General features: G+C 70.4%; 17 protein-coding genes and 1 pseudogene. 9 read left to right on the top strand and 9 right to left on the bottom strand.

Going from position 1 to position 19,246, the window contains the following annotated elements; genetic code table 11:
* Positions 1 to 151: 151 nt before the first annotated feature.
* From ACFVZW_RS24745 to mscL, 6 genes are all read left to right on the top strand, one after another.
* Positions 152 to 1,672 (top strand): potassium/proton antiporter, encoded by a 1,521-nt coding sequence (locus ACFVZW_RS24745; RefSeq protein WP_384525092.1) that lies wholly within the window; start codon positions 152 to 154, stop codon positions 1,670 to 1,672.
* 324 nt (positions 1,673 to 1,996) lie between these two features.
* The gene (locus ACFVZW_RS24740) at positions 1,997 to 3,292 is read left to right on the top strand and encodes an MFS transporter (protein ID WP_384525089.1); all 1,296 of its coding nucleotides are present in this window, start codon (positions 1,997 to 1,999) and stop codon (positions 3,290 to 3,292) included.
* Positions 3,293 to 3,360: 68 nt separating this feature from the next.
* Positions 3,361 to 3,705: an FmdB family zinc ribbon protein gene (locus ACFVZW_RS24735; protein ID WP_384525086.1), complete on the top strand. Its 345-nt coding sequence runs from the start codon at positions 3,361 to 3,363 to the stop codon at positions 3,703 to 3,705.
* Positions 3,706 to 3,827: 122 nt separating this feature from the next.
* Positions 3,828 to 4,679 carry an S-methyl-5'-thioadenosine phosphorylase gene (locus tag ACFVZW_RS24730; RefSeq protein ID WP_384525083.1) on the top strand — a complete coding sequence of 284 codons (852 nt, stop codon included), beginning with the start codon at positions 3,828 to 3,830 and terminating at the stop codon, positions 4,677 to 4,679.
* Between the two features lie 138 nt (positions 4,680 to 4,817).
* Positions 4,818 to 5,378, top strand: coding sequence for a hypothetical protein (locus ACFVZW_RS24725; protein WP_384525081.1), 561 nt, complete (start codon positions 4,818 to 4,820; stop codon positions 5,376 to 5,378).
* Positions 5,379 to 5,489: 111 nt separating this feature from the next.
* Complete coding sequence (gene mscL / locus ACFVZW_RS24720; RefSeq protein WP_384525078.1) at positions 5,490 to 5,978, top strand: large conductance mechanosensitive channel protein MscL; 489 nt, start codon at positions 5,490 to 5,492, stop codon at positions 5,976 to 5,978.
* A 19-nt stretch (positions 5,979 to 5,997) separates the two neighbouring features.
* On the opposite strand, the gene ACFVZW_RS24715 is transcribed toward mscL, so the two are convergent.
* From ACFVZW_RS24715 to ACFVZW_RS24675, 9 genes are all read right to left on the bottom strand, one after another.
* Positions 5,998 to 6,219, bottom strand: a complete 222-nt coding sequence (locus ACFVZW_RS24715; protein WP_329119533.1) for a hypothetical protein — start codon at positions 6,217 to 6,219, stop codon at positions 5,998 to 6,000.
* A 105-nt stretch (positions 6,220 to 6,324) separates the two neighbouring features.
* Complete coding sequence (locus tag ACFVZW_RS24710) at positions 6,325 to 6,780, bottom strand: hypothetical protein (RefSeq protein WP_384525074.1); 456 nt, start codon at positions 6,778 to 6,780, stop codon at positions 6,325 to 6,327.
* Positions 6,777 to 7,433 (bottom strand): ubiquinol-cytochrome c reductase iron-sulfur subunit, encoded by a 657-nt coding sequence (locus ACFVZW_RS24705; protein WP_384525071.1) that lies wholly within the window; start codon positions 7,431 to 7,433, stop codon positions 6,777 to 6,779. Before ACFVZW_RS24705 ends, ACFVZW_RS24710 begins: the two co-directional genes overlap by 4 nt.
* Positions 7,430 to 8,029, bottom strand: a complete 600-nt coding sequence (locus tag ACFVZW_RS24700) for a 4Fe-4S dicluster domain-containing protein (protein WP_384525068.1) — start codon at positions 8,027 to 8,029, stop codon at positions 7,430 to 7,432. Before ACFVZW_RS24700 ends, ACFVZW_RS24705 begins: the two co-directional genes overlap by 4 nt.
* Before the next feature lie 8 nt (positions 8,030 to 8,037).
* On the bottom strand, positions 8,038 to 10,353 hold the full coding sequence (locus tag ACFVZW_RS24695) for a molybdopterin oxidoreductase family protein (RefSeq protein WP_384525065.1): 2,316 nt from the start codon (positions 10,351 to 10,353) through the stop codon (positions 8,038 to 8,040).
* Positions 10,350 to 11,426: an MFS transporter gene (locus ACFVZW_RS24690; RefSeq protein WP_384525147.1), complete on the bottom strand. Its 1,077-nt coding sequence runs from the start codon at positions 11,424 to 11,426 to the stop codon at positions 10,350 to 10,352. The genes ACFVZW_RS24695 and ACFVZW_RS24690 overlap by 4 nt, the downstream gene beginning before the upstream one ends.
* 169 nt (positions 11,427 to 11,595) lie before the next feature.
* The gene (gene pflA, locus ACFVZW_RS24685; RefSeq protein WP_384525062.1) at positions 11,596 to 12,411 is read right to left on the bottom strand and encodes a pyruvate formate-lyase-activating protein; all 816 of its coding nucleotides are present in this window, start codon (positions 12,409 to 12,411) and stop codon (positions 11,596 to 11,598) included.
* A 14-nt stretch (positions 12,412 to 12,425) separates the two neighbouring features.
* The gene (gene pflB, locus ACFVZW_RS24680) at positions 12,426 to 14,705 is read right to left on the bottom strand and encodes a formate C-acetyltransferase (RefSeq protein WP_384525059.1); all 2,280 of its coding nucleotides are present in this window, start codon (positions 14,703 to 14,705) and stop codon (positions 12,426 to 12,428) included.
* 167 nt (positions 14,706 to 14,872) lie between these two features.
* The gene (locus ACFVZW_RS24675; protein WP_384525056.1) at positions 14,873 to 16,294 is read right to left on the bottom strand and encodes an MFS transporter; all 1,422 of its coding nucleotides are present in this window, start codon (positions 16,292 to 16,294) and stop codon (positions 14,873 to 14,875) included.
* A gap of 209 nt (positions 16,295 to 16,503) precedes the next feature.
* Between ACFVZW_RS24675 and ACFVZW_RS24670 the strand changes: the two genes are divergently transcribed.
* The 3 genes and pseudogenes from ACFVZW_RS24670 (at position 16,504) to ACFVZW_RS24660 (ending at position 19,237) form a co-directional block, all read left to right on the top strand.
* On the top strand, positions 16,504 to 17,712 hold the full coding sequence (locus ACFVZW_RS24670; protein ID WP_384525053.1) for a low temperature requirement protein A: 1,209 nt from the start codon (positions 16,504 to 16,506) through the stop codon (positions 17,710 to 17,712).
* A 50-nt stretch (positions 17,713 to 17,762) separates the two neighbouring features.
* Positions 17,763 to 18,329, top strand: a pseudogene (locus tag ACFVZW_RS24665) (P1 family peptidase); the annotation flags it as partial.
* Positions 18,330 to 18,394: 65 nt separating this feature from the next.
* Positions 18,395 to 19,237, top strand: a complete 843-nt coding sequence (locus ACFVZW_RS24660) for a DUF6227 family protein (RefSeq protein WP_384525050.1) — start codon at positions 18,395 to 18,397, stop codon at positions 19,235 to 19,237.
* Positions 19,238 to 19,246: the final 9 nt, after the last annotated feature.

Here is a 19,246-nt window from a genome sequence, read left to right as displayed (position 1 = left end):
AGAGACGCAGGAAGGGCGTCAAGAAAGCGTTAAAGATTAGGTAAGGTAACGAAGTACCGGCTGCTGGAGGAACGATCCGGCCGCACGCGAGGGGAAGGATCGCCCGCTGACTGTCCACCAGCTCAATGAACTCCTGCTCATCTGCTCGCTCGTGCTGCTCATCGCTGTCGCGGCGGTGCGGATCTCGTCCCGGAGCGGGCTCCCCAGCCTGCTCCTGTACCTCGGGATCGGGGTCGCCATCGGGCAGGACGGGATCGGCAACGTCGCCTTCGACAACGCCGAACTGACCCAGGTGATCGGCTACGCCGCACTTGTCGTGATCCTCGCCGAAGGTGGCCTGGGCACGAAGTGGAAGGAGATCAAACCCGCGTTGCCCGCGGCGGTCGTGCTGTCGACCGTCGGCGTCGCGGTGAGCGTGGGCATCACGGCCGCGGCCGCCCACTATCTGGTGGGCCTGGAGTGGCGGCAGGCACTGATCATCGGCGCGGTCGTCTCCTCGACGGACGCCGCCGCCGTCTTCTCCGTCCTGCGCAAGGTGCCGCTGCCCTCGCGGGTGACCGGCGTCCTGGAGGCCGAGTCCGGCTTCAACGACGCCCCGGTCGTCATCCTCGTGGTCGCCTTCTCGACCGCCGGCCCCATCGACAGCTGGTACGTCCTGGTCGGCACCATCGCCATGGAACTGGCCATCGGCGCCGCCATCGGCCTCGGAGTCGGCTTCATCGGCTCCTTCGGCCTGAGGCACGTCGCCCTGCCCGCCTCCGGCCTCTACCCGATCGCCGTCATGGCCATCGCGGTGGTCGCGTACGCGGCGGGCGCCCTGGCCCACGGCTCCGGCTTCCTCGCCGTCTATCTGGCCGCGATGGTCCTCGGCAACGCGAAGCTGCCGCATGCCCCGGCCAACCGCGGCTTCGCCGAGGGGCTCGGCTGGATCGCCCAGATCGGCATGTTCGTCCTGCTCGGCCTGCTGGTCACTCCGAGCAACCTGGTCGACGACTTCTGGCCGGCGGTGATCATCGGCCTGGTCCTGACGGTGGTGGCGCGGCCCATGGAGGTCCTCGTCAGCCTGCTGCCGTTCCGGATCCCCTGGCAGGAACAGGCCCTGATGTCCTGGGCCGGCCTGCGCGGAGCCGTCCCCATCATTCTCGCCACGATCCCGATGGTCTACGGGATCGTGGGCAGCGAGCGGGTCTTCAACATCGTCTTCGTCCTCGTCGTCGTCTACACGCTGGTGCAGGGGCCGACGCTGCCCTGGCTGGCCCGGGCGCTGAAGCTGGGCGACTCCTCGGAGGCCGCCGACCTGGGCGTCGAGTCCGCGCCGCTGGAGCGGCTGCGCGGGCACCTGCTGTCCGTCGCCATCCCGGAGGGCTCGAAGATGCACGGCGTGGAGGTCGCGGAGCTGCGCCTCCCGGCCGGGGCCGCGGTCACCCTCGTCGTACGCGAGGAGACGAGCTTCGTGCCCGGCCCGGCGACCGTGCTGCGACGCGGGGACGAACTGCTCGTCGTCGCGACGGACCCGGTACGGGACGCCACCGAGCGGCGGCTGCGCGCCGTCGGGCAGGGCGGAAAGCTGGCCGGATGGCTCGGGACGGGCGGCTCCACGGCGGTCTCCGAGCGGGCCCACAAGCACTGGCACGGGCCGCATCTGCCGGGCGGAAAGCGAACGTCCGGTTAATCACAGGCATAGATTCAAATCGAAGGGCGTTTTCCCAGGCGGGAAGACGCCCTTCCCTGTACGATGAAGGCACACTTGATCGAACCAACTCTGCCTGACGCAGAGCTGGCGCGACCGTATGGCGGCCGTGACGCCCTCCGCAGTGAGGCCCGGTATCTACCGCAGTTCCGCGCATGAGGACAGCTCTCGGCGGCACCCGCACCACCGTGCACGGGCGCGCTACCAGGCGGCAGAAAGGCAAGGACCGTGGTGTCCACGGTCACCGACCCTCGGCCTGACGCGTCCGCAGCGCCCTCGGAGCCCCAGGCGCCCGAACGCCTTGCGGTGCACGACGCTCCCGCGAAGGCCGGCAGGCGCGCCGCGAAGAGCGGCAAGCGCGCCGGCTACGGACAGCTCCTGCGTACCCCCGGAGCCCTGTCCTTCCTGCTCCCCGGCTTCGCCGCCCGGCAGCCGTTCGCGATGCTGACGATCGGCATCGTCCTGCTCGTCCAGCACACCACCGGCTCGTACGGCAGCGCGGGCGCGGTCGCCGCCGTCACCGGCGTCTCCATGGCGGTCTTCGCCCCGCAGAGCGGCAAGCTCGCCGACCGCTTCGGCCAGCGCGCCGTCCTGGTCCCCGGCGTGCTCATCCACTCCGCCGCGGTCTCCCTGCTCGTGGTGCTCGCCCTGGCGGGCGCCCCGATGTGGGCCCTGTTCCTCGCCGCCGTACCGGCCGGCGCCTCCGTCCCGCAGGTCGGGCCCATGGTCCGGGCCCGCTGGGCGGCGAAGCTGGAGAACTCCCCGCTGATGCCGACGGCCGCGGCCTTCGAGTCGGTCACGGACGAGTTCACCTTCGTCGTCGGCCCGGTGCTCGCCACCGCGCTCTGCACCGGCGTCCACCCGGCGGCCGGTCTGATCGCCGAGGCGGCGCTCACGCTCTTCGGCGGCCTGTTCTTCGCCGCCCAGCGGCGCACCCAGCCCGCCCACGGGCTCATGTCCGCCGCCTCCGGCGAGCCGCGCGTCTCCGCCCTGTCCATCCCGGGCGTCCGGGTCCTGGCCGTCGCCTTCCTGGGCATCGGCTCGGTCTTCGGCGGCATGCAGGTCTCGCTGACCGCGTTCTCCGAGGAGATCGGCAACCCCGGCGCCAACGGCCTGCTCTACGGGATCTTCGCCGCGGGCAACATGCTCGCGGGCATCGCGTGCGGCGCCATCGCCTGGAAGATCGGCCCGCGCAAGCGACTGATCCTCGGCTACGCCGGACTGACCGTGGCCGCCTCGCTGCTCTGGTCCGCGCACTCCGTGCTGCTGCTCGGCGCGCTCGGCCTGGTCGTGGGTCTGTGCATCGCCCCGGCCCTGATCACCGGCTACACCATCGTCGAGACCCTCGTCCCGGCCTCCACCCGTACCGAGGCCTTCACCTGGCTCACGGGCGCCGTGGCGCTGGGCCAGGCGGCGGCCGTCACGGTCGCCGGCCGGCTCGCCGACGAGCACGGCGCGAGCACCGGATTCCTGGTTCCGCTCGTCGGTACCGCGCTCGCGCTGGCCACCCTGCTCGCGCTGCGCTCGCGGCTGACGCCCCGGTCGTCGCGGCGGGTCGCGGCACGTGGTATCGGTCACCGAGTGCCGGTGACGGTGGACTGATCCCGCGGAATAGGTCACTATGGATCGTCGTTAGCACTCGATGAGTGTGAGTGCCAGGAGGAAGACAAGTGCCGACCTACCAGTACCAGTGCACCGAGTGCGGCGAGGGCCTCGAGGCGGTGCAGAAGTTCACCGATGACGCGCTGACCGAGTGCCCCAGCTGCAAGGGACGCCTGAAGAAGGTGTTCTCGGCGGTCGGCATCGTCTTCAAGGGATCCGGCTTCTACCGGAACGACAGCCGCGGCTCGTCGTCCAGCAGCTCCCCCGCGTCGAAGTCCTCCACGACTTCTTCCACGTCCTCGTCGTCCGGCTCGTCCGCGTCCCCGTCCTCGGACGCGAAGCCGGCCGCCTCGTCGAGCTCGTCCGCTTCGAGCTCGTCGTCGAGCTCGAGCTCCTCCAGCTCGGCTGCCTGATCCAGGTCCTCGCGAGAGCCCTGCCGCCTGTGCGCGGTGGGGCTTTCGGCGTTGTACGGGCAGGGCTGTAGGGGGCCGGTGTTGCGGGGGCCTGCGCTGTGGGGGCAGTTAATCTGACGACCATGGCGACCAACGCGTACGCGGACATCGGTGTGATCGGCGGCTCCGGCTTCTACTCCTTCCTGGAGGACGTGACGGAGGTGTCCGTGGACACCCCGTACGGCAGCCCGAGCGACAACCTCTTCCTCGGCGAGATCGCGGGACGGCAGGTCGCGTTCCTGCCCCGCCACGGCCGCGGCCACACCCTGCCGCCGCACCGGATCAACTACCGCGCCAACCTCTGGGCGCTGCGCTCGGTGGGCGTACGGCAGGTGCTCGGGCCGTGCGCGGTGGGCGGGCTGCAGGAGGAGTACGGCCCCGGCACGCTGCTCGTACCGGATCAGCTGGTGGACCGTACGAAGACGCGGACGCAGACGTACTTCGACGGGGAGCCGCTGCCGGAGGCCTGGGGCGGCGCCGTGCCGAACGTCGTGCACACCACCTTCGCCGACCCGTACTGCCCGGACGGGCGGCGGGTGGCCCTGAAGGCGGCCCGGGGGCGGGGCTGGGAGCCGGTGGACGGCGGCACCATGGTCGTCGTCGAGGGGCCGAGGTTCTCGACCCGGGCCGAGTCCCGCTGGCACGCGGCGGCCGGATGGTCGGTGGTGGGGATGACCGGGCACCCGGAGGCGATCCTCGCCCGGGAGCTGGGACTCTGCTACACCTCGCTGGCGCTGGTCACGGACCTGGACGCGGGCGCGGAGACGGGCGAGGGGGTCTCCCACACCGAGGTGCTGCGGGTGTTCGGCGCGAACGTCGGACGGTTGCGGGAGGTGCTCTTCGACGCGGTCGGGGCCCTGCCGGACACGGCGGACCGGGACTGCCTGTGCACACACGCGCATGACGGGTGGGACCTGGGGATCGAGCTGCCGTGAATCCCCTTGGCGGGTGAGGGAGTTGTCCACAGCCCCGCGCTGATCCACAGGCGGGAGCGGGGTGTTCGCGGAGGCGGGATGGTGGGAGCGGCTCTCCGGACGGTCCGGGGGCTCGACTCCTGACAGGCGGTTCGTGCGATGACGACCTCTCCTTCTCCCGGCCACTCCCCCGCTCCTTTCCGCTCGCCCGCTCCTTTCCTCTCGCCTGTTCCCGAGACGTGCGGTGTCCCGCTGTTCGAGCCACTGCGGGTGCGCGGCGGGCGGCAGCGGCTGCGCCGGGTGCTGCGGCGCCGACGGCGGGCACCCGCCGTGGTCCTCGCGATGAGCGCGGCCGCGCTGGCGGTGGCGGGCGGGGGCGAGGTGTCCGCCGGTCCGCCGACGCGCCCGGCGGTGAAGGAGCAGCGCCGGCCGGCCGCGGTGCGGCTGGTGTCGGCGCCGGTACGGATCGCGGACGCGGCGACCGTGCGGCTGCTGCGGCCCGGCGACCGGGTCGACGTGATCGCCGCCCCCAACGCGTCGATGGGCGGGGGTGGTACGGCCCGATTGGTCGCCGCGGGCGCTCGGGTGGCCGAAGTCCCGCGCACGGGTGAGACCCGTCTCGACGGTGGGGCCCTGGTCGTTCTGTCCGTTCCGCGGTCGACGGCGACAGCCCTGGCGGGTGCGGGTGTCACCTCCCAACTGGCGGTGACACTGTGCTGATTCGCACGGACTGCCTGTCAAGTAACCGTTCCGTGTGTACGGATTGGACGCCTCTGCGCCCTTCGCGGCCTAATGGCTCCGCCAACTGCACACGGAACGAAAGGCGCCCCGGTGACTCCGAAGAAGGAAAGCGTGATGGCAGGCTTCAAGGCCTTCCTGATGCGCGGCAACGTGATCGACCTGGCGGTGGCGGTCGTCATCGGCGCGGCGTTCACCAACATCGTGAACGCGCTCGTCAAGGGTGTCATCGGCCCGGTGGTCGGCGCCTTCGGCACCAAGGACCTGGAGGGCTACAAGTCCTGCCTGAAGGGCACCTGCCAGGTCGTGAACGGCGAGGTGCAGGGCATCCAGATCGAGTGGGGGCTCGTCCTCAGCGCCACCCTGAGCTTCCTGATCACCGCGGCCGTCGTCTACTTCCTGATGGTCCTGCCCATGGCGAAGTACCTGGCCAGGCGGACGGACGCGGAGAAGGCCCCGGACGGCGTCCAGGAACTCATGGAGGTCAGCGAGCTGGAGGTCCTCAAGGAGATCCGCGACCACCTGATCGCCCAGCGCGGCCCTAGCTCGGCCGCCGGAGCGGGGACGCACCCCACCCCCTAGCCGGCGACTCGCACCGGCATCAGAGGTGGTGCGGCGGCTTCTCTTCGAGGAAGCGCGCGAGATCGGCGGCGCTGTCACTACCGCCGGGAGGCCGCTCGCCCCACCCGCGGTCCGTATCGTCCGCGGACTGCTGGTCCAGTGGATCGTCGAAGATCAGCTTCGGCTTCGTGGTGTTCTCGGGGATGGGCTGTGTGCCGGGCTGCTTCGCGTCTCGCGGTCCGTGGGCGGGGGCGGTACTCATACCTCCAGGGTACGCCGGTCATTCGGCCTCGTACCGCCTCGATCAGCGGTCCTTCCGCCTCGATAGCGGTCCTTCCGCCTCGATCACCGGTCCCTCCCGCTTCGGTCAGCGGTCCTTCGGGTCGAGCAGCCACAGGCCGAGGACGACGAGGAACGACAGGACCAGGAAGCCGGCGCCCCACCAGGCCGTGCCGGTGTCGCCCGCCATCCACTCGTCGACCACGATCGTCAGACCCCACAGCTGGCCGACGACGACCGTGAGGGCCAGGGTGAGGCGGGCGCTCAGTTTCGACGAGCGCTCGGGCTCCTGCTCGGTACCGGCGCCGGGACCGGGGCCGGTGTGGCGGATCCGCGGATCGCCGTATCCGCTGGTCGGCCGGATCTGCGGATAGCGCTCGTGGACGGGACGGTTCAGACGCGGCTGCGCACTGCCCGGCGTGTACGCGGGGCGCGGCGGCAGCTCGGTCCCGGATACGGGAGCCTGGGCGTGGTCCTTGGCGGGAGGCCGGTCCCCGCCGGTGCCGGGGGCCTCCGGGTCCCGGGGGAAGGGGCTGTCGGTCATGTCCGCTCACTCCTCGTCCCCGTTCCGCCCGCCGGGGCTCCCGGGCAGCCGAGGCGCTCGGCCAGGTCCGGTCGGTCCGCGCCGAGCTGGCGGCACAGCCCTTCCTGGACGCTCTCCCCGGAGCGGGTGGTGCCGACGGCCCAGACACTGCCGTCGGCCTCCTCCACCAGGAGCACCTTGGGCAGCGCGCGCGGTGGCGGGCCCGCGGTCACCTCTCCCGTACGGGCGTCGAAGATTCCTTCGTGGCACGGGCAGTACAGCTCGCCCTCGCTGCCCCGGTCGTTGCGCCACAGCACGGCGCAGGCGAGATGGGTGCAGACGGCCGAGTAGCCGGCGAGGGTGCCGTCCTCCAGGCGGATGGCGACCGCCCGGTCCTCCTGCTCCGGGTAGCGGAAGGCGAGGGACTCGCCGGGCAGCAGCTGGTCGGCGATCTTCTTGACCTCAGGCGCCCCGTCCGCGTCTCCATGGCGGTGCAGGATGCCGGAGGCGACGCCGATGCCGCCGATGGCGAGGCCGCCGGAGACCGTGGCGACGATCCGCAGGTAGTCGCGCCGGGTGGTGAGCGAGTCGGCCGCGATGCGGTCGTGCAGCGCCTCCTGGGCGGCGTCGGCCGCTCCGGGGCCGTCGGCGGGGGGCTGTTCGGTGACGCTCATCGGACGGCCCTTCCGTTGATCTCGACGACGGGGAGGCCGCCGGGGACCGGCCACTGGACCTTGTCGGCGGGGACGACCATCGCCACTCCCGTGGAGACGGTGGTGGTGCCGAAGGTGAACGAGTCGGCGACCTGGACGCCGGGGCGTTCGGCGCGGAGCTCGTCGAGGGTTCCGTAGAAGAGGGCGCCGGTGGGGCAGACGGTGGCGCACATCGGGGCGAGGCCGTACGCGGTGCGGTCGTAGCAGAGGTTGCACTTCATCTGCAGCTTCGCCTGGAGGTCGATCTTCGGGACACCGAAGGGGCAGGCGTTGACGCAGTTGGCGCAGCCGATGCAGCGGGTGGTGTCCGCCTGCTGCACCACACCGTCGGCGGTGACGAGGATCGCGTCGGCGGGGCAGACCTCGGCGCAGGGGGCGACCGGGTCCTCGCAGTGCATGCAGACCGTGGGAAGGGAGGCGACGGAGTGGCCCTCGTCGGGGTAGTCGAGGTGGATCATCGACTTGCCGCGGTGCGAGTCGCACTCGCGGCAGGCCGAGACGCACGCCTGGCATCCGATGCAACGCCCGGGGTCGATGAAGATCGTGCGGCCCATCATGAGCGACGTCAGCTCCTCTCCGCGGTGCCACGGCCCTGCGGGGACGTGGGGGGCAGGGGGTCGGTGCGGGAGACCTGGGTCTCCGGGTAGGCGACGTGTCCCGGCGCGGTCGGCGGCGCGGGGACCTCGTCGATCCGCTCCGCGGCCTCGATCCGGGCGGCGCAGACCTTGTACTCGGGGATCTTCGAGCGCGGGTCGAGGGCGTCGATGGTGAGGGCGTTGGCGGCCGTGGGGATCGGCCAGTGGTACGGCACGAAGACGGTGTCGGGGCGGATCGCCTCGGTGACCAGGGCGGGGAAGACCTCGCTGCCGCGGCGGGTGACGACGCGGACGGGGTCGCCGTTGCGGAAGCCGTGGGAGGGGTGGACCTCGACCCAGGGGCGTGGGGTCTGCTCGACGAGGGCGCCCAGGCGGCGGGTCTGGTTGCCGGAGAGGAAGTGGGCGACGGTGCGGCCTGTGGTGAGCGAGAGGGGGTACTCCTCGCTGTACGGGTCCATGGGCGGGTGCCATTCGACGACCTGCATATGGATCAGACCGTCGGCGTGGTAGGTCCTGCCGTCCTCGAAGAGGCGCGGGGTGCCGGGGTGGTCCGTGGTGGGGCAGGGCCAGGCGATGCCGCCGGTCTCCTCCAGGCGTTCGTAGGTGATGCCGTAGTAGTCGTTGACCGTTCCGGCGGAGGCGATGCGGAGCTCCTCGAAGACGGAGCGGGAGTCGGGGAAGGCGAACTTGTCGCCGGCGCCCAGGCGTTTGGCGAGCTCGCAGATCACCCAGGTGTCGGTGCGGACCCCGGCGGGCGGTTCCTGGGCCTTGTTGTGCTTGACGACCCGGGCCTCGGCGTTGGCCATCACGCCTTCGTCCTCGGCCCAGACGGTGACGGGGAAGACCACGTGCGCGTTGGCGGCGGTCTCGGAGAGGAAGAAGTCGAACTGGGCGTGGAACTGCAGGGTGTCGTAACCGTTCTTGACGGTCGCGTAGTTGGGGAGGGAGACGAAGGGGTTGTTGCAGATGCCGATCAGGCCGCGGATCTCCTCGCGCTGCATCTGCCAGACCATCTCCATCATGGAGGTGCCCGCGGGCGGGAGTTCGGACTCCTCGATGCCCCAGATCTCGCAGATCTGGCGGCGGTGCTCGGGGTTCGTGATGGAGCGGCCGCCGGGCAGCAGGTCGGACTTCTGGCCGTGCTCGCGGCCGCCCTGACCGTTGCCCTGGCCGGTGATCGTTCCGTAGCCGGCGCCGGGTTTGCCGATGTTCCCGGTGGCGGTGCACAGGTTGATGATCGTCAGGCAGTTCTCGACGCCCTGGGAGTGGTGCTCGACGCCTCGCGCATGCCAGGCCATCGCCCTGCCGGCGCCGGCGAACATCCGGGCGGTCTGCACGATCTGTTCCTCGGGCACGCCGCAGATCTGGGCGGAGCGGGAGGGCGGGTAGGCCTCGACGGTTCGCTTCACCTCGTCCCAGCCGGTGGCGTGCGCGGCGAGGTAGGCCTCGTCGGTGAGGCCCTCGGCGACGATCACGTGGAGGACGGCGTTGAAGAACGCGGAGTCGGTGCCGGGCTTGAGGGCGACGTGGAGGTCGGCGGTGCGGGCGATCGCCGTCTCGCGCGGGTCGACGACGATCAGAGTGGCGCCGCGGTCCCGGGCTCCCCAGAGGTACTGCGTCATCACGGGGAAGCATTCGCCGACGTTGGAGCCGGCGATGAGGAGACAGTCGGTGAGGAGGATGTCGGAGAACGGGTTGCCGGCCCGGTCGATGCCGAAGGACAGCTTGTTGGCGCCGGCGGCGGAGACCATGCACAGGCGGCCGTTGTAGTCGACGTGCCGGGACTTCAGGGCGACGCGGGCGAACTTCCCGACGAGATACGTCTTCTCCGAGTAGAGGCTGGCTCCGCCGAGCAGGCCGAAGGAGTCGTTGCCGTACTCGGCCTGGATGCGGCGGATCTCGGCGACGGTGAAGTCGAGCGCCTCCTCCCAGCTCGCCTCTCGGAAGGGCTCGTCGCGGTTGCTCCGGACGAGGGGGGAGGTGAGCCGGTCGGGGTGGTTGACCTGCTGGTAGGCGTTGATGCCCTTGGGGCAGAGCCGCATCCGGTTGATGTCGTGGTTGCGGGGTTCGACGCCGAAGACCTTGCCGCCGTTGTCGACGCGCAGGTACATGCCGCACTGGACGCCGCAGAAGCAGCAGTGGGTGGGGACGAGCGTCTCCCCGTTCTGGTCGGCGTGCCAGCGGTCGGCGGGGATGCCCCCGGCGTCGCGGAAGTTGCGGGTGCCGGGCGGGGCGATGGACGGGTCGAGAGGAAGGGGGTGCTGCCCCGCCTGCGCTTGCGTCACTTGAAGCCCTTCTTGACGTCGGTGAGGTAGGCGGCGCCGCGCAGGACGCGCTTGCAGCGGGGGCAGTACTCGGTCCATGCGTCGAAGCCGAGCTTCAGATCGCGCATGGTGCCCTGGAGGTTCTCGACATAGGGAGGGGTGTCGATCGGCTCCTGGCAGCGGCGGCAGAGGAGGACCTCTTCGTCCTTCTTCCGGGAGGTGTACTTGAACAGCTGCATGCCGACGGCGGCGGGCCGCTGGACGATGTGGAAGAACTTCCCGAACGGGATGTAGATGAGGGTGAAGACCACCGACACCATGTGCAGGATCGCCAGGAACTCGTAGCCGCCGCCGTGCAGGAAGATCGACGAGAAGGTGAGCAGCAGCCCGGTCACGGAGATGACGATGAGGGCGATCAGCGGGACCAGGTCGTAGGCGAAGCGCTGGCCGGTGATGGCGCCGCGGTCCTTCATGCGGCGCCACAGGAAGTAGGAGGCGCCGGGGATGACGAGCACGGCGGCGATGTCGAGGCCGTGGAACATCAGCCAGCCGACGATGTTCAGCGCGTCGAAGCCGAGGACCTTGAGGCCCCAGATCCGCATCTCGTAGCCCGGCCCGGAGCCGGTGGAGGAGGTGAAGGTGAACCAGCCCCAGGTGAGCGGGAAGGTGATGAGGGCCGCCAGGATGCAGCCCCAGAAGATCAGCTGGTGGGCTGCCCAGCGGGCGTGGGAGCGGGCGCCGAGGAACTTCTGGAAGCCGAGATAGGTGGCGATCATCTTCGGCAGGGCGGTGGGTGCACTGCGGAAGTTGGCGGCGGAGAAGAAGGAGCGCCAGCCCTGCTTGAACAGCCGGCGGGCGCCGGGGGCGGAGATCCACACGGTGTAGCGGTAGGCGACACCGAAGGCGAGGAAGACGGTGGCGACGGCGTACGGGAGGAGCGCCGAGTCGAAGTCGCGCAGGAGCCGGCTGCCGAGGACGATCGCGACGATCAGCAGCACGGAGACGGCGGTGCCGGCGAGCGTGGCCCGTCGGCGCACGTCGGCGGGCGTCTGGACGACGGGCGCGGTCCGGGGGGACGACGGCGCCTCGGGCACGGTCGTGGTCGTCGTCGAGGACGTCGTCGGAGTCGTCGAGGGCGCAGTCGGGGCGGGCTGGCCCGGCGTCGGGTCCACGGGGCCCTGCGGTGGCTCGGTCACCCGGTCACCGTAAGGGGATATGCCCGGGATGATCCTGTTTTGGGGTACGAGTGGGTGAGGGTGTCGCTCAGATGGCGTTCAGGCCGTGGGAGCGGAAGAGCGCGCGCGCCTCGGCCACCTGTTCCGGGGCCGGGGAGGGCGTGTCGTGGAGGGTGAAGGGCATGGCGAGTGCTTGCCACTTTGCTTCGCCGAGCTTGTGGAAGGGGAGGATGTCGACACGCGAGACATTGCCCAGGCCGGCGGCGAATGCGGCGACTCCCTCCATGTTGGCGGGGGCGTCGGTGAGGCCCGGGACGAGCACGAAGCGGACGTGGACCTCCTGGCCGAGGTCGGCGAGGCGGCGGGCGAAGTCCAGGGTCGGCTTGAGGGGGCGGCCGGTCACCTTGCGATAGGTGTCCGGGTCCCAGGACTTGATGTCGAGAAGGACGAGGTCGGTGTCGCGCAGCAGGGCGTCGGTGGCACGGGTGCCCAGGAAGCCGGAGGTGTCCAGGGCGGTGTGCAGTCCGAGCTCGTGCTTCATCCGGTGAAGGAGTTCGCCGGTGAAGACGGGCTGGAGGAGGGGTTCGCCGCCGGAGACGGTGGCCCCGCCTCCGGCGGCCGCGATGAAGCGGGTGTACTTCGCGGCTTCGGCGATCACGTCGTCGGCCGAGGTGCGTGCGCCGTCGCGCATCCGCCAGGTGTCGGGGTTGTGGCAGTAGAGACAGGTCAGCGGGCAGCCGGAGAGGAAGGTGACGAAGCGGGTGCCGGGGCCGTCGACGCCGGTCGACAGGTCCCAGGAGTGCACCGAGCCCTCGGAGGGGCGGCGGGTCGCGGCGGCCGCGGGCGTCGCGGGACCGAGTCCGAGCGTGGCCGTGGCCGCCGCGGCCGTTGTCGTGGTGATCATGGTCGCGGACGTCCTCACAGCGAGCCGTGGAAGGTGCGGTTGAGGACGTCGAGTTGCTGCTCGCGGGTCAGGCGGACGAAGTTGACCGCGTATCCGGACACCCGGATGGTCAGCTGCGGGTAGTTCTCCGGGTGCTCCATGGCGTCCACCAGCACATCCCTGTTGAGGACGTTGACGTTCATGTGGAAGCCGTCGCCGGCCATGTAGCCGTCCAGGACGCCGGCCAGGTTCGTGATCCGCTCCTCGGGGGTGCGGCCCAGGCCGTCGGGGGTGACCGTGCTGGTCAGCGAGATGCCGTCCTCGGCGTGCTCGTACGGGAGCTTGGCGACCGACAGGGCAGAGGCCACATAGCCGTGGGCGTCGCGGCCGTTCATCGGGTTGGCCCCAGGGGCGAACGGCTCACCGGCGCGGCGCCCGTCGGGGGTGTTGCCGGTCTTCTTTCCGTAGACGACGTTGGAGGTGATGGTCAGGACGGACTGGGTGTGTTCGGCGTTGCGGTAGGTGGGGTGCCCCCGCACCTTCTTCATGAACTCCTCGACCAGCCAGACCGCGATCGCGTCGGCACGGTCGTCGTTGTTGCCGTAGGCCGGGTAGTCGCCGTCGACCGTGTAGTCGGTGGCCAGGCCGGCTTCGTCGCGGTGCACGGTGACCCTGGCGTACTTGATCGCGGCCAGCGAGTCGACGGCCACCGACAGGCCGGCGATGCCGAAGGCCATGGTGCGGCGCACGTCGCGGTCGTGGAGCGCCATTTCGAGGCGTTCGTAGGCGTACTTGTCGTGCATGTAGTGGATGACGTTCAGCGAGTGGACGTAGACGTTCGCGAGCCACTCCATCTGCTCGTCGAACTTCCGCATGACCTCGTCGTACTCCAGGACGTCGGCGGTGATGGCGCCGGTTTCCGGGCCGACCTGGACGCCGGACTTCTCGTCGCGGCCGCCGTTGATCGCGTAGAGGAGGGTCTTGGCGAGGTTCACGCGGGCGCCGAAGAACTGCATCTGCTTGCCGACCGGCATCGCCGAGACACAGCAGGCGATGGCGGTGTCGTCGCCCAAGCGGGGCCGCATCAGCTCGTCCGACTCGTACTGAACGGAGGAGGTGTCGATGGAGACCTTGGCGCAGAACTCCTTGAAGCCCTGCGGCAGCCGCGGTGACCAGAAGACCGTCATGTTGGGCTCGGGGGCCGGGCCGAGGTTGTACAGGGTCTGGAGATAGCGGAAGGAGGTCCGGGTGACGAGCGGACGGCCGTCCTCGCCCATGCCGGCGATGGACTCGGTGACCCAGGTCGGGTCGCCGGAGAACCCCTCGTCGTACTCCGGGGTGCGCAGGAAGCGGACGATACGGAGCTTGATGATGAAGTCGTCGACGAGTTCCTGGGCCCGCTCCTCGGTGAGGAGTCCGGCCTCGATGTCGCGCTGGAGATAGACGTCGAGGAAGGTGGACGTCCGGCCCAGCGACATCGCGGCGCCGTTCTGCTCCTTCACCGCGGCGAGATAGGCGAAGTAGAGCCACTGGACGGCCTCGCGGCCGGTGGTCGCGGGGCCGGAGACGTCGTGGCCGTACGCCCGCGCCATCGCCTTCAGCTCGCCCAGGGCGCGGATCTGCTCGGCGAGTTCCTCACGCAGCCGGATCGTCTCCTCCAGCGAACCGGGGCTCGCGGGGAGGGTGTCGAGCTCTGCCTTCTCCTCCTGCTTCACCGCGATCAGGCGGTCGACGCCGTAGAGGGCGACGCGGCGGTAGTCGCCGATGATCCGGCCACGGCCGTAGGCGTCGGGCAGCCCGGTCACGACGCCGGCCTTGCGGGCGGCTCGGATCTCGGGGGTGTAGGCGTCGAAGACGCCGGCGTTGTGGGTCTTGCGGTACTCGGTGAAGACCTTCTCCAGCTCCGCCGAGACCGGGTAGCCGTAGGTGTCCAGGGCGCCGGCGACCATGCGCCAGCCGCCGTACGGCATGATCGCGCGCTTGAGCGGGGCGTCCGTCTGAAGGCCGACGATCAGGTCCTTGTCGCGGTCGATCCAGCCGGGGGCGTGGGCGGTGATCGTGGAGGGGATGTCGTGCGCGATGTCGAAGACGCCCTTGGCGCGCTCCTCGGGGAACTTCTCCGTGATGGCCGCCCAGACGGCGGTGGTGCGCTCGGTGGGGCCGGCGAGGAAGGAGCCGTCGCCCTCGTAGGGCGTGTAGTTCCGCTGGATGAAGTCGCGGACGTCGATGGCGTCGCGCCAGAGTCCGCCCGTGAAGCCCTTCCAGGCTCCTTCGGTCACCGTTGCCTCAGCAGGGGTCGCCGTCACTGCCCGCACCGCCTTCTTCGAATCGTTCGATCGCGTCGTTGCCTCCCTCCATTGCACGCCTTTTGATCGATCGGAACGGTCGGCAATGGTCACCGGTCGAGGGCCGTTGGTCCCGTCTCCGGACAGCGGAAAGACCCCGCCTGGGCGGGGCCTTTCGCACGGGGAGAGCGGGTGGGTCAGCTCGGCGCCTCCGCGCCCTTGCGGGCGTAGAACCACCAGGTCACGACCGTGCAGCTGGCGTAGAAGGCGACGAAGCCCCACATCGCGCTGGTCACCGCCATCGAGCCGAAGAGCGCCGGGATGAAGAAGAAGCCGAAGGCGGCGATCCCCGAGGTGAAGCCGGTGACCGCACCGGACTCCATCTCCGACTGCTTCAGCGCGTGCCGGTACTCCTCAGTGCCCTCCGTCAGCCCCTTCAGATGGGTGCCGCGGAAGATGACCGGGATCTGGCGGAAGGTCGAGCCGTTGCCGATGCCGGAGAAGAAGAACGCCGCGAGGAAGCAGAAGAAGAAGCCGTAGAAGCTGCCCGTGCCGGATCCCGACGGGAGGAAGGTGATCACGCCGATGATCGCGGCCGCCATGCCCACGAAGGACAGTATCGTCACCCGGGCGCCGCCCCACTTGTCGGCGATCCAGCCGCCCGCCCACCGGGCCAGGGCGCCGACCGCCGGGCCCATCCAGGCGTAGGTGGCGATCGAGTAGTCCGGGAACGTGGTCTTGATCAGCATCGGCAGCGCGGCCGCGAAGCCGATGAAGGAGCCGAAGGTGCCGACGTACAGCCAGGTCATCAGCCAGTTGTGCTTGCGCCTGAAGATGATCTTCTGTTGGCGGAAGGGGGTGGCGGCCACCTTCAGGTCGTTCTGCCCGAACCAGGCCACGGCCGCCAGGACGAGCAGCACCGGGACCCACAGGAAGGCCGCGTTCTGCAGGTGGACCGGGGTCCCGTCCGCCGTGTGCTGGGCGGTGCCGATCGCGATGGTCGACCAGGTGATGACGATCGGGGTGAGCAGCTGGACCGCCGAGACGCCCAGGTTGCCGAGCCCGCCGTTGACGCCGGTCGCGCTGCCCTTCTTCGCCTTCGGGAAGAAGAAGCCGATGTTCGCGAGCGAGGAGGCGAAGTTGGCGCCGCCGATACCGCACAGGGCCGCGATGGCGACCATCACGCCGTACGGGGTCGACGGGTCCTGGATCGCGATGCCGAGCCAGATCAGCGGGACGATCAGCACGACCGTCGACAGCGCGGTGAAGCGGCGCTGGCCGACCATCGGGCCGAGGAAGGTGTAGAGGATCCGGGCCGTGCCACCGGTCAGACCGGGGATGGCCGTCAGCCAGAAGAGCTGCGAGGTGGAGTAGCCGAAGCCGACGTCCGTCAGATTGGTGGCGGTGACGCTCCACACCTGCCAGACGACGAAGGCCACCAGGAGCGCCGGCACCGCGATCCACAGATTGCGGTTCGCGACACGCTTCCCGATCGACTGCCAGAAGAGCTCGTTCTCCGGCTCCCAGTCCGTGATCGACTTCCCGGGCCGGTACTGCTCCGCGTCGTACGAGGGGGCTGGTCCGCCCGCCGCTCTGGTGTCCTGGAGTACGGAACTCATGGCGCTTCCCTGGGGATCGGGGCTTCCTTACCCGTCCAGGCTGCGCCCGCGCACAGGGGCAGGTCAGAGGCCATGGTCGCGACCCGGGCGGGCGGAGGTCCCGTCAGTCCCGGGCCGTTCGCACGCCCCGGTCCGCCACGGCCCAGCCCACCCGAGGGCCCGCGTGCCAATCGCGCCGGTGAGTGGCGGGCTCTGGTGTCCTGGGGCGCATGACGCAACCGTTCCTGCCCCTCATCGCGCGGTCACGCGCCGAGGCGCACCGCGCCGCCACGCCGCTCGAGCTCTTCTTCGACCTCTGCTTCGTCGTCGCCGTCGCCCAGGCCGGCGCCGAGCTCGTGCATGCGGTCGCCGAGCACCACACCGCCGACGGCATCGCCCACTACGCGATGGTCTTCTTCGCGATCTGGTGGGCCTGGATGAACTTCACCTGGTTCGCCTCCGCCTACGACAACGACGACGTCCTCTACCGCGTCGCCACCTTCGTCCAGATCGCCGGTGTCCTCATCCTCGCCGCCGGCATCTCCCGCGTCTTCGAGGACGACTTCCTCGTCGCCGTGCTCGGCTACGCGGTCATGCGGCTCGCCCTCTCCTTCCAGTGGCTGCGCGCCGCCCACCACGCGACGGACCCCGCAGAGCGCACGATGTGCCACCGGTACGCGGGCGGCGTGATCCTCTGCCAGATCGGCTGGACCGCCCTCCTCTGGGCCCCCGAGTCCGCCCGCTCCTGGATCTTCCTCGTCATGATCGTCGCCGAGCTTGCGGTCCCCGCGGTCGCGGAGAAGGACACCAACACCCACTGGCACGCGCATCACATCGCCGAGCGCTACGGCCTGTTCACGATCATCGTGCTCGGCGAGACGATCGCGGCGGCGACGGTCGCGGTGAAGACGGGGGTCAGCGAGTACGACGCCCTCGACGAGCTGCTCCCGATCGCCGCCGGCGGCCTGCTGATCGTCTACGCCGCATGGTGGATCTACTTCGCCGTCCCCGCCCACGTCCGCCTCCACTCCAACCAGCAGGCGTTCCTCTGGGGCTACGGCCACTACCTCATCTTCGCCTCCGCCGCCGCCATCGGTGCCGGCATCGAGATCGCCGTCGAGCAGGCGGTGGGCAAGGCCCACATCTCCACGCTCGCCGCCTCCTCCGCGGTGACGATCCCCGCCGCGGTCTTCCTGCTGTGCGTGTGGCTGCTCCACGCCCGCTACTTCAAGGTCGGCATCGCACAGCAGCTCGTCCTGCCCGTCTCGTCGCTGGCGATCCTGATGTGCACGTTCGCCGGCCGCCGGGCGGTCCTGGCGGCCGGTCTCGTCGCGGCCGCGACCGTGGCGGTCGGGGTGACGCTGGCCGCGCGCAACCCCGCATCGCACGGCAGCGGACCCGGCCACGGACCGAACAAGCGTGGTACGCAAGGACCATGACGAAGAACGAGGCACCGCACGACGCCATCACGGACGTGACCGGCCTGCGGGTCGGCACGGCGAGCACGGTCCTGGACTCGGGCATCACGGTCGGCGCGCTGGTCGTCGTCAACGCGGTCGGCTCGGCGGTCGACCCGCAGACGGGCGCGCTGTACGGGCAGTACTTCCAGGGCCGGCCGGAGTATCCGGACGGGGCCGTCCACGAGGCGGCGCAGCTGCGCCTCGCCGAGGCCCTTGCGAAGAACACCCCGCCGCCCCTGAACACCACGCTCGCGGTCGTCGCCACCGACGCCGTCCTGACGCGGGCGCAGGCGCAGAAGTTCGCCGGGACGGCGCACGACGGCATCGCGCGCGCCATCCGGCCGGTCCATCTCCTCAACGACGGGGACACCGTCTTCGCGCTCGCGACCGGGGAGCGGGAACCGGACGCGAAGGCCGGTCCGCTGGCCCTGAACGAGATCCTGGCGGCAGGCGCGGACGCGGTGACCCTGGCGATCGTGCGCGCGGTCCTGGAGACCGCCGAGGGAGTCGCGGGTCCGGGCGGCCACTTCCCCTCGTACCGCGAGCTGTACGGACCCGGGCCTGCTGTCGACTCCCTTTACAACAAGGGGAGTTGAGGCCGGAGGGCCGACGGACGGGAACTTCCCGCGCGACCCCTTCGTTTTGCCGAACCTCGGACACGATGTCAGACCCAGGGACTACGTTAAGCAAGCACCGAGTGACATGCGGCGACGGCCTGGAGACCCTCTTGAACGATCCGCAGGATCCTCACGATCCGTACGAGACGACCGAGACGCAGGTGGAGCGGCTCCTTGGCCGGGCGCTCAACTCCTTCGATCTGCCCGACAGTACGGTCGAGCGCCTGGAGACGGCGCTCGCCCACTCCAGCGCGCTGTACTCCTCGCACCACAGCGCGTCGCTGCACAGAACCACGCATCGCCACACCTATCTGCTCGCCGACGGCACGGCGCTCAGCCTGTGGGAGCTGGTGCACAACTCCGGCCGGGACGGCGCCGAGCAGCACGAGCTGTACGCGGACGAGGCGGAGGCCCGGCTCGCGGCGTCGCGGCTGCCGAGCGGCCTCGACCCCGGCTGGGGCACCGAGCGCGCCCCCGGCCAGGACTCCGACGAGGACGGCGACCTGGAGCTGCTGAGCGCGCTGCTGTCCCGTCCTATACCGGCGCAGCCCCGGATGTACGTGCCGGACAACTCCGCGGACCACGCGCGCCGGGTACTGCGCCGCGCGGAGAACGCGGACCGGCCGGGCGAGGAGACGGCGCGCAGACTGCGGGTGGCGTTCGCGCACCACATCACGCAGGCATTCGGCCGCCAGTGCGCGGTGGAGAGCGGCCGGGACGCCGGATTCACGCTCTACGAGCATGCGTTCCTGCTGCTCGACGGCGGCGAACTGAGCCTGTGGGAGGTCGAACACACGGCGACTCCGGACGGCCGCCACATGTGCGAGGTGTACGAGGACGAGCACCGGGCCCGCGAGGCGATGGAGCACCGCGCGCGCGTGCGGTGAGGCGGGAGC

The sequence above is a fragment of the Streptomyces sp. NPDC059567 genome, from assembly GCF_042735655.1.
In the GTDB taxonomy this organism is placed as follows: domain Bacteria; phylum Actinomycetota; class Actinomycetes; order Streptomycetales; family Streptomycetaceae; genus Streptomyces.
The sequence above is the reverse complement of the archived record's forward strand: the minus strand, read 5'-3'. Positions and strand labels throughout refer to the sequence as shown.

What these genes read in the sequence shown, in the direction of transcription:
- ACFVZW_RS24730 (WP_384525083.1), top strand. Translation starts at nt 3,828, where the DNA reads ATGGCGACCAACGCGTACGCGGACATCGGTGTGATCGGCGGCTCCGGC.
- ACFVZW_RS24725 (WP_384525081.1), top strand. Translation starts at nt 4,818, where the DNA reads ATGACGACCTCTCCTTCTCCCGGCCACTCCCCCGCTCCTTTCCGCTCG.
- ACFVZW_RS24715 (WP_329119533.1), bottom strand. Translation starts at nt 6,219, where the DNA reads ATGAGTACCGCCCCCGCCCACGGACCGCGAGACGCGAAGCAGCCCGGC.
- ACFVZW_RS24710 (WP_384525074.1), bottom strand. Translation starts at nt 6,780, where the DNA reads ATGACCGACAGCCCCTTCCCCCGGGACCCGGAGGCCCCCGGCACCGGC.
- ACFVZW_RS24705 (WP_384525071.1), bottom strand. Translation starts at nt 7,433, where the DNA reads ATGAGCGTCACCGAACAGCCCCCCGCCGACGGCCCCGGAGCGGCCGAC.
- ACFVZW_RS24700 (WP_384525068.1), bottom strand. Translation starts at nt 8,029, where the DNA reads ATGATGGGCCGCACGATCTTCATCGACCCCGGGCGTTGCATCGGATGC.
- pflA (WP_384525062.1), bottom strand. Translation starts at nt 12,411, where the DNA reads ATGATCACCACGACAACGGCCGCGGCGGCCACGGCCACGCTCGGACTC.
- ACFVZW_RS24675 (WP_384525056.1), bottom strand. Translation starts at nt 16,294, where the DNA reads ATGAGTTCCGTACTCCAGGACACCAGAGCGGCGGGCGGACCAGCCCCC.
- ACFVZW_RS24670 (WP_384525053.1), top strand. Translation starts at nt 16,504, where the DNA reads ATGACGCAACCGTTCCTGCCCCTCATCGCGCGGTCACGCGCCGAGGCG.
- ACFVZW_RS24660 (WP_384525050.1), top strand. Translation starts at nt 18,395, where the DNA reads ATGTCAGACCCAGGGACTACGTTAAGCAAGCACCGAGTGACATGCGGC.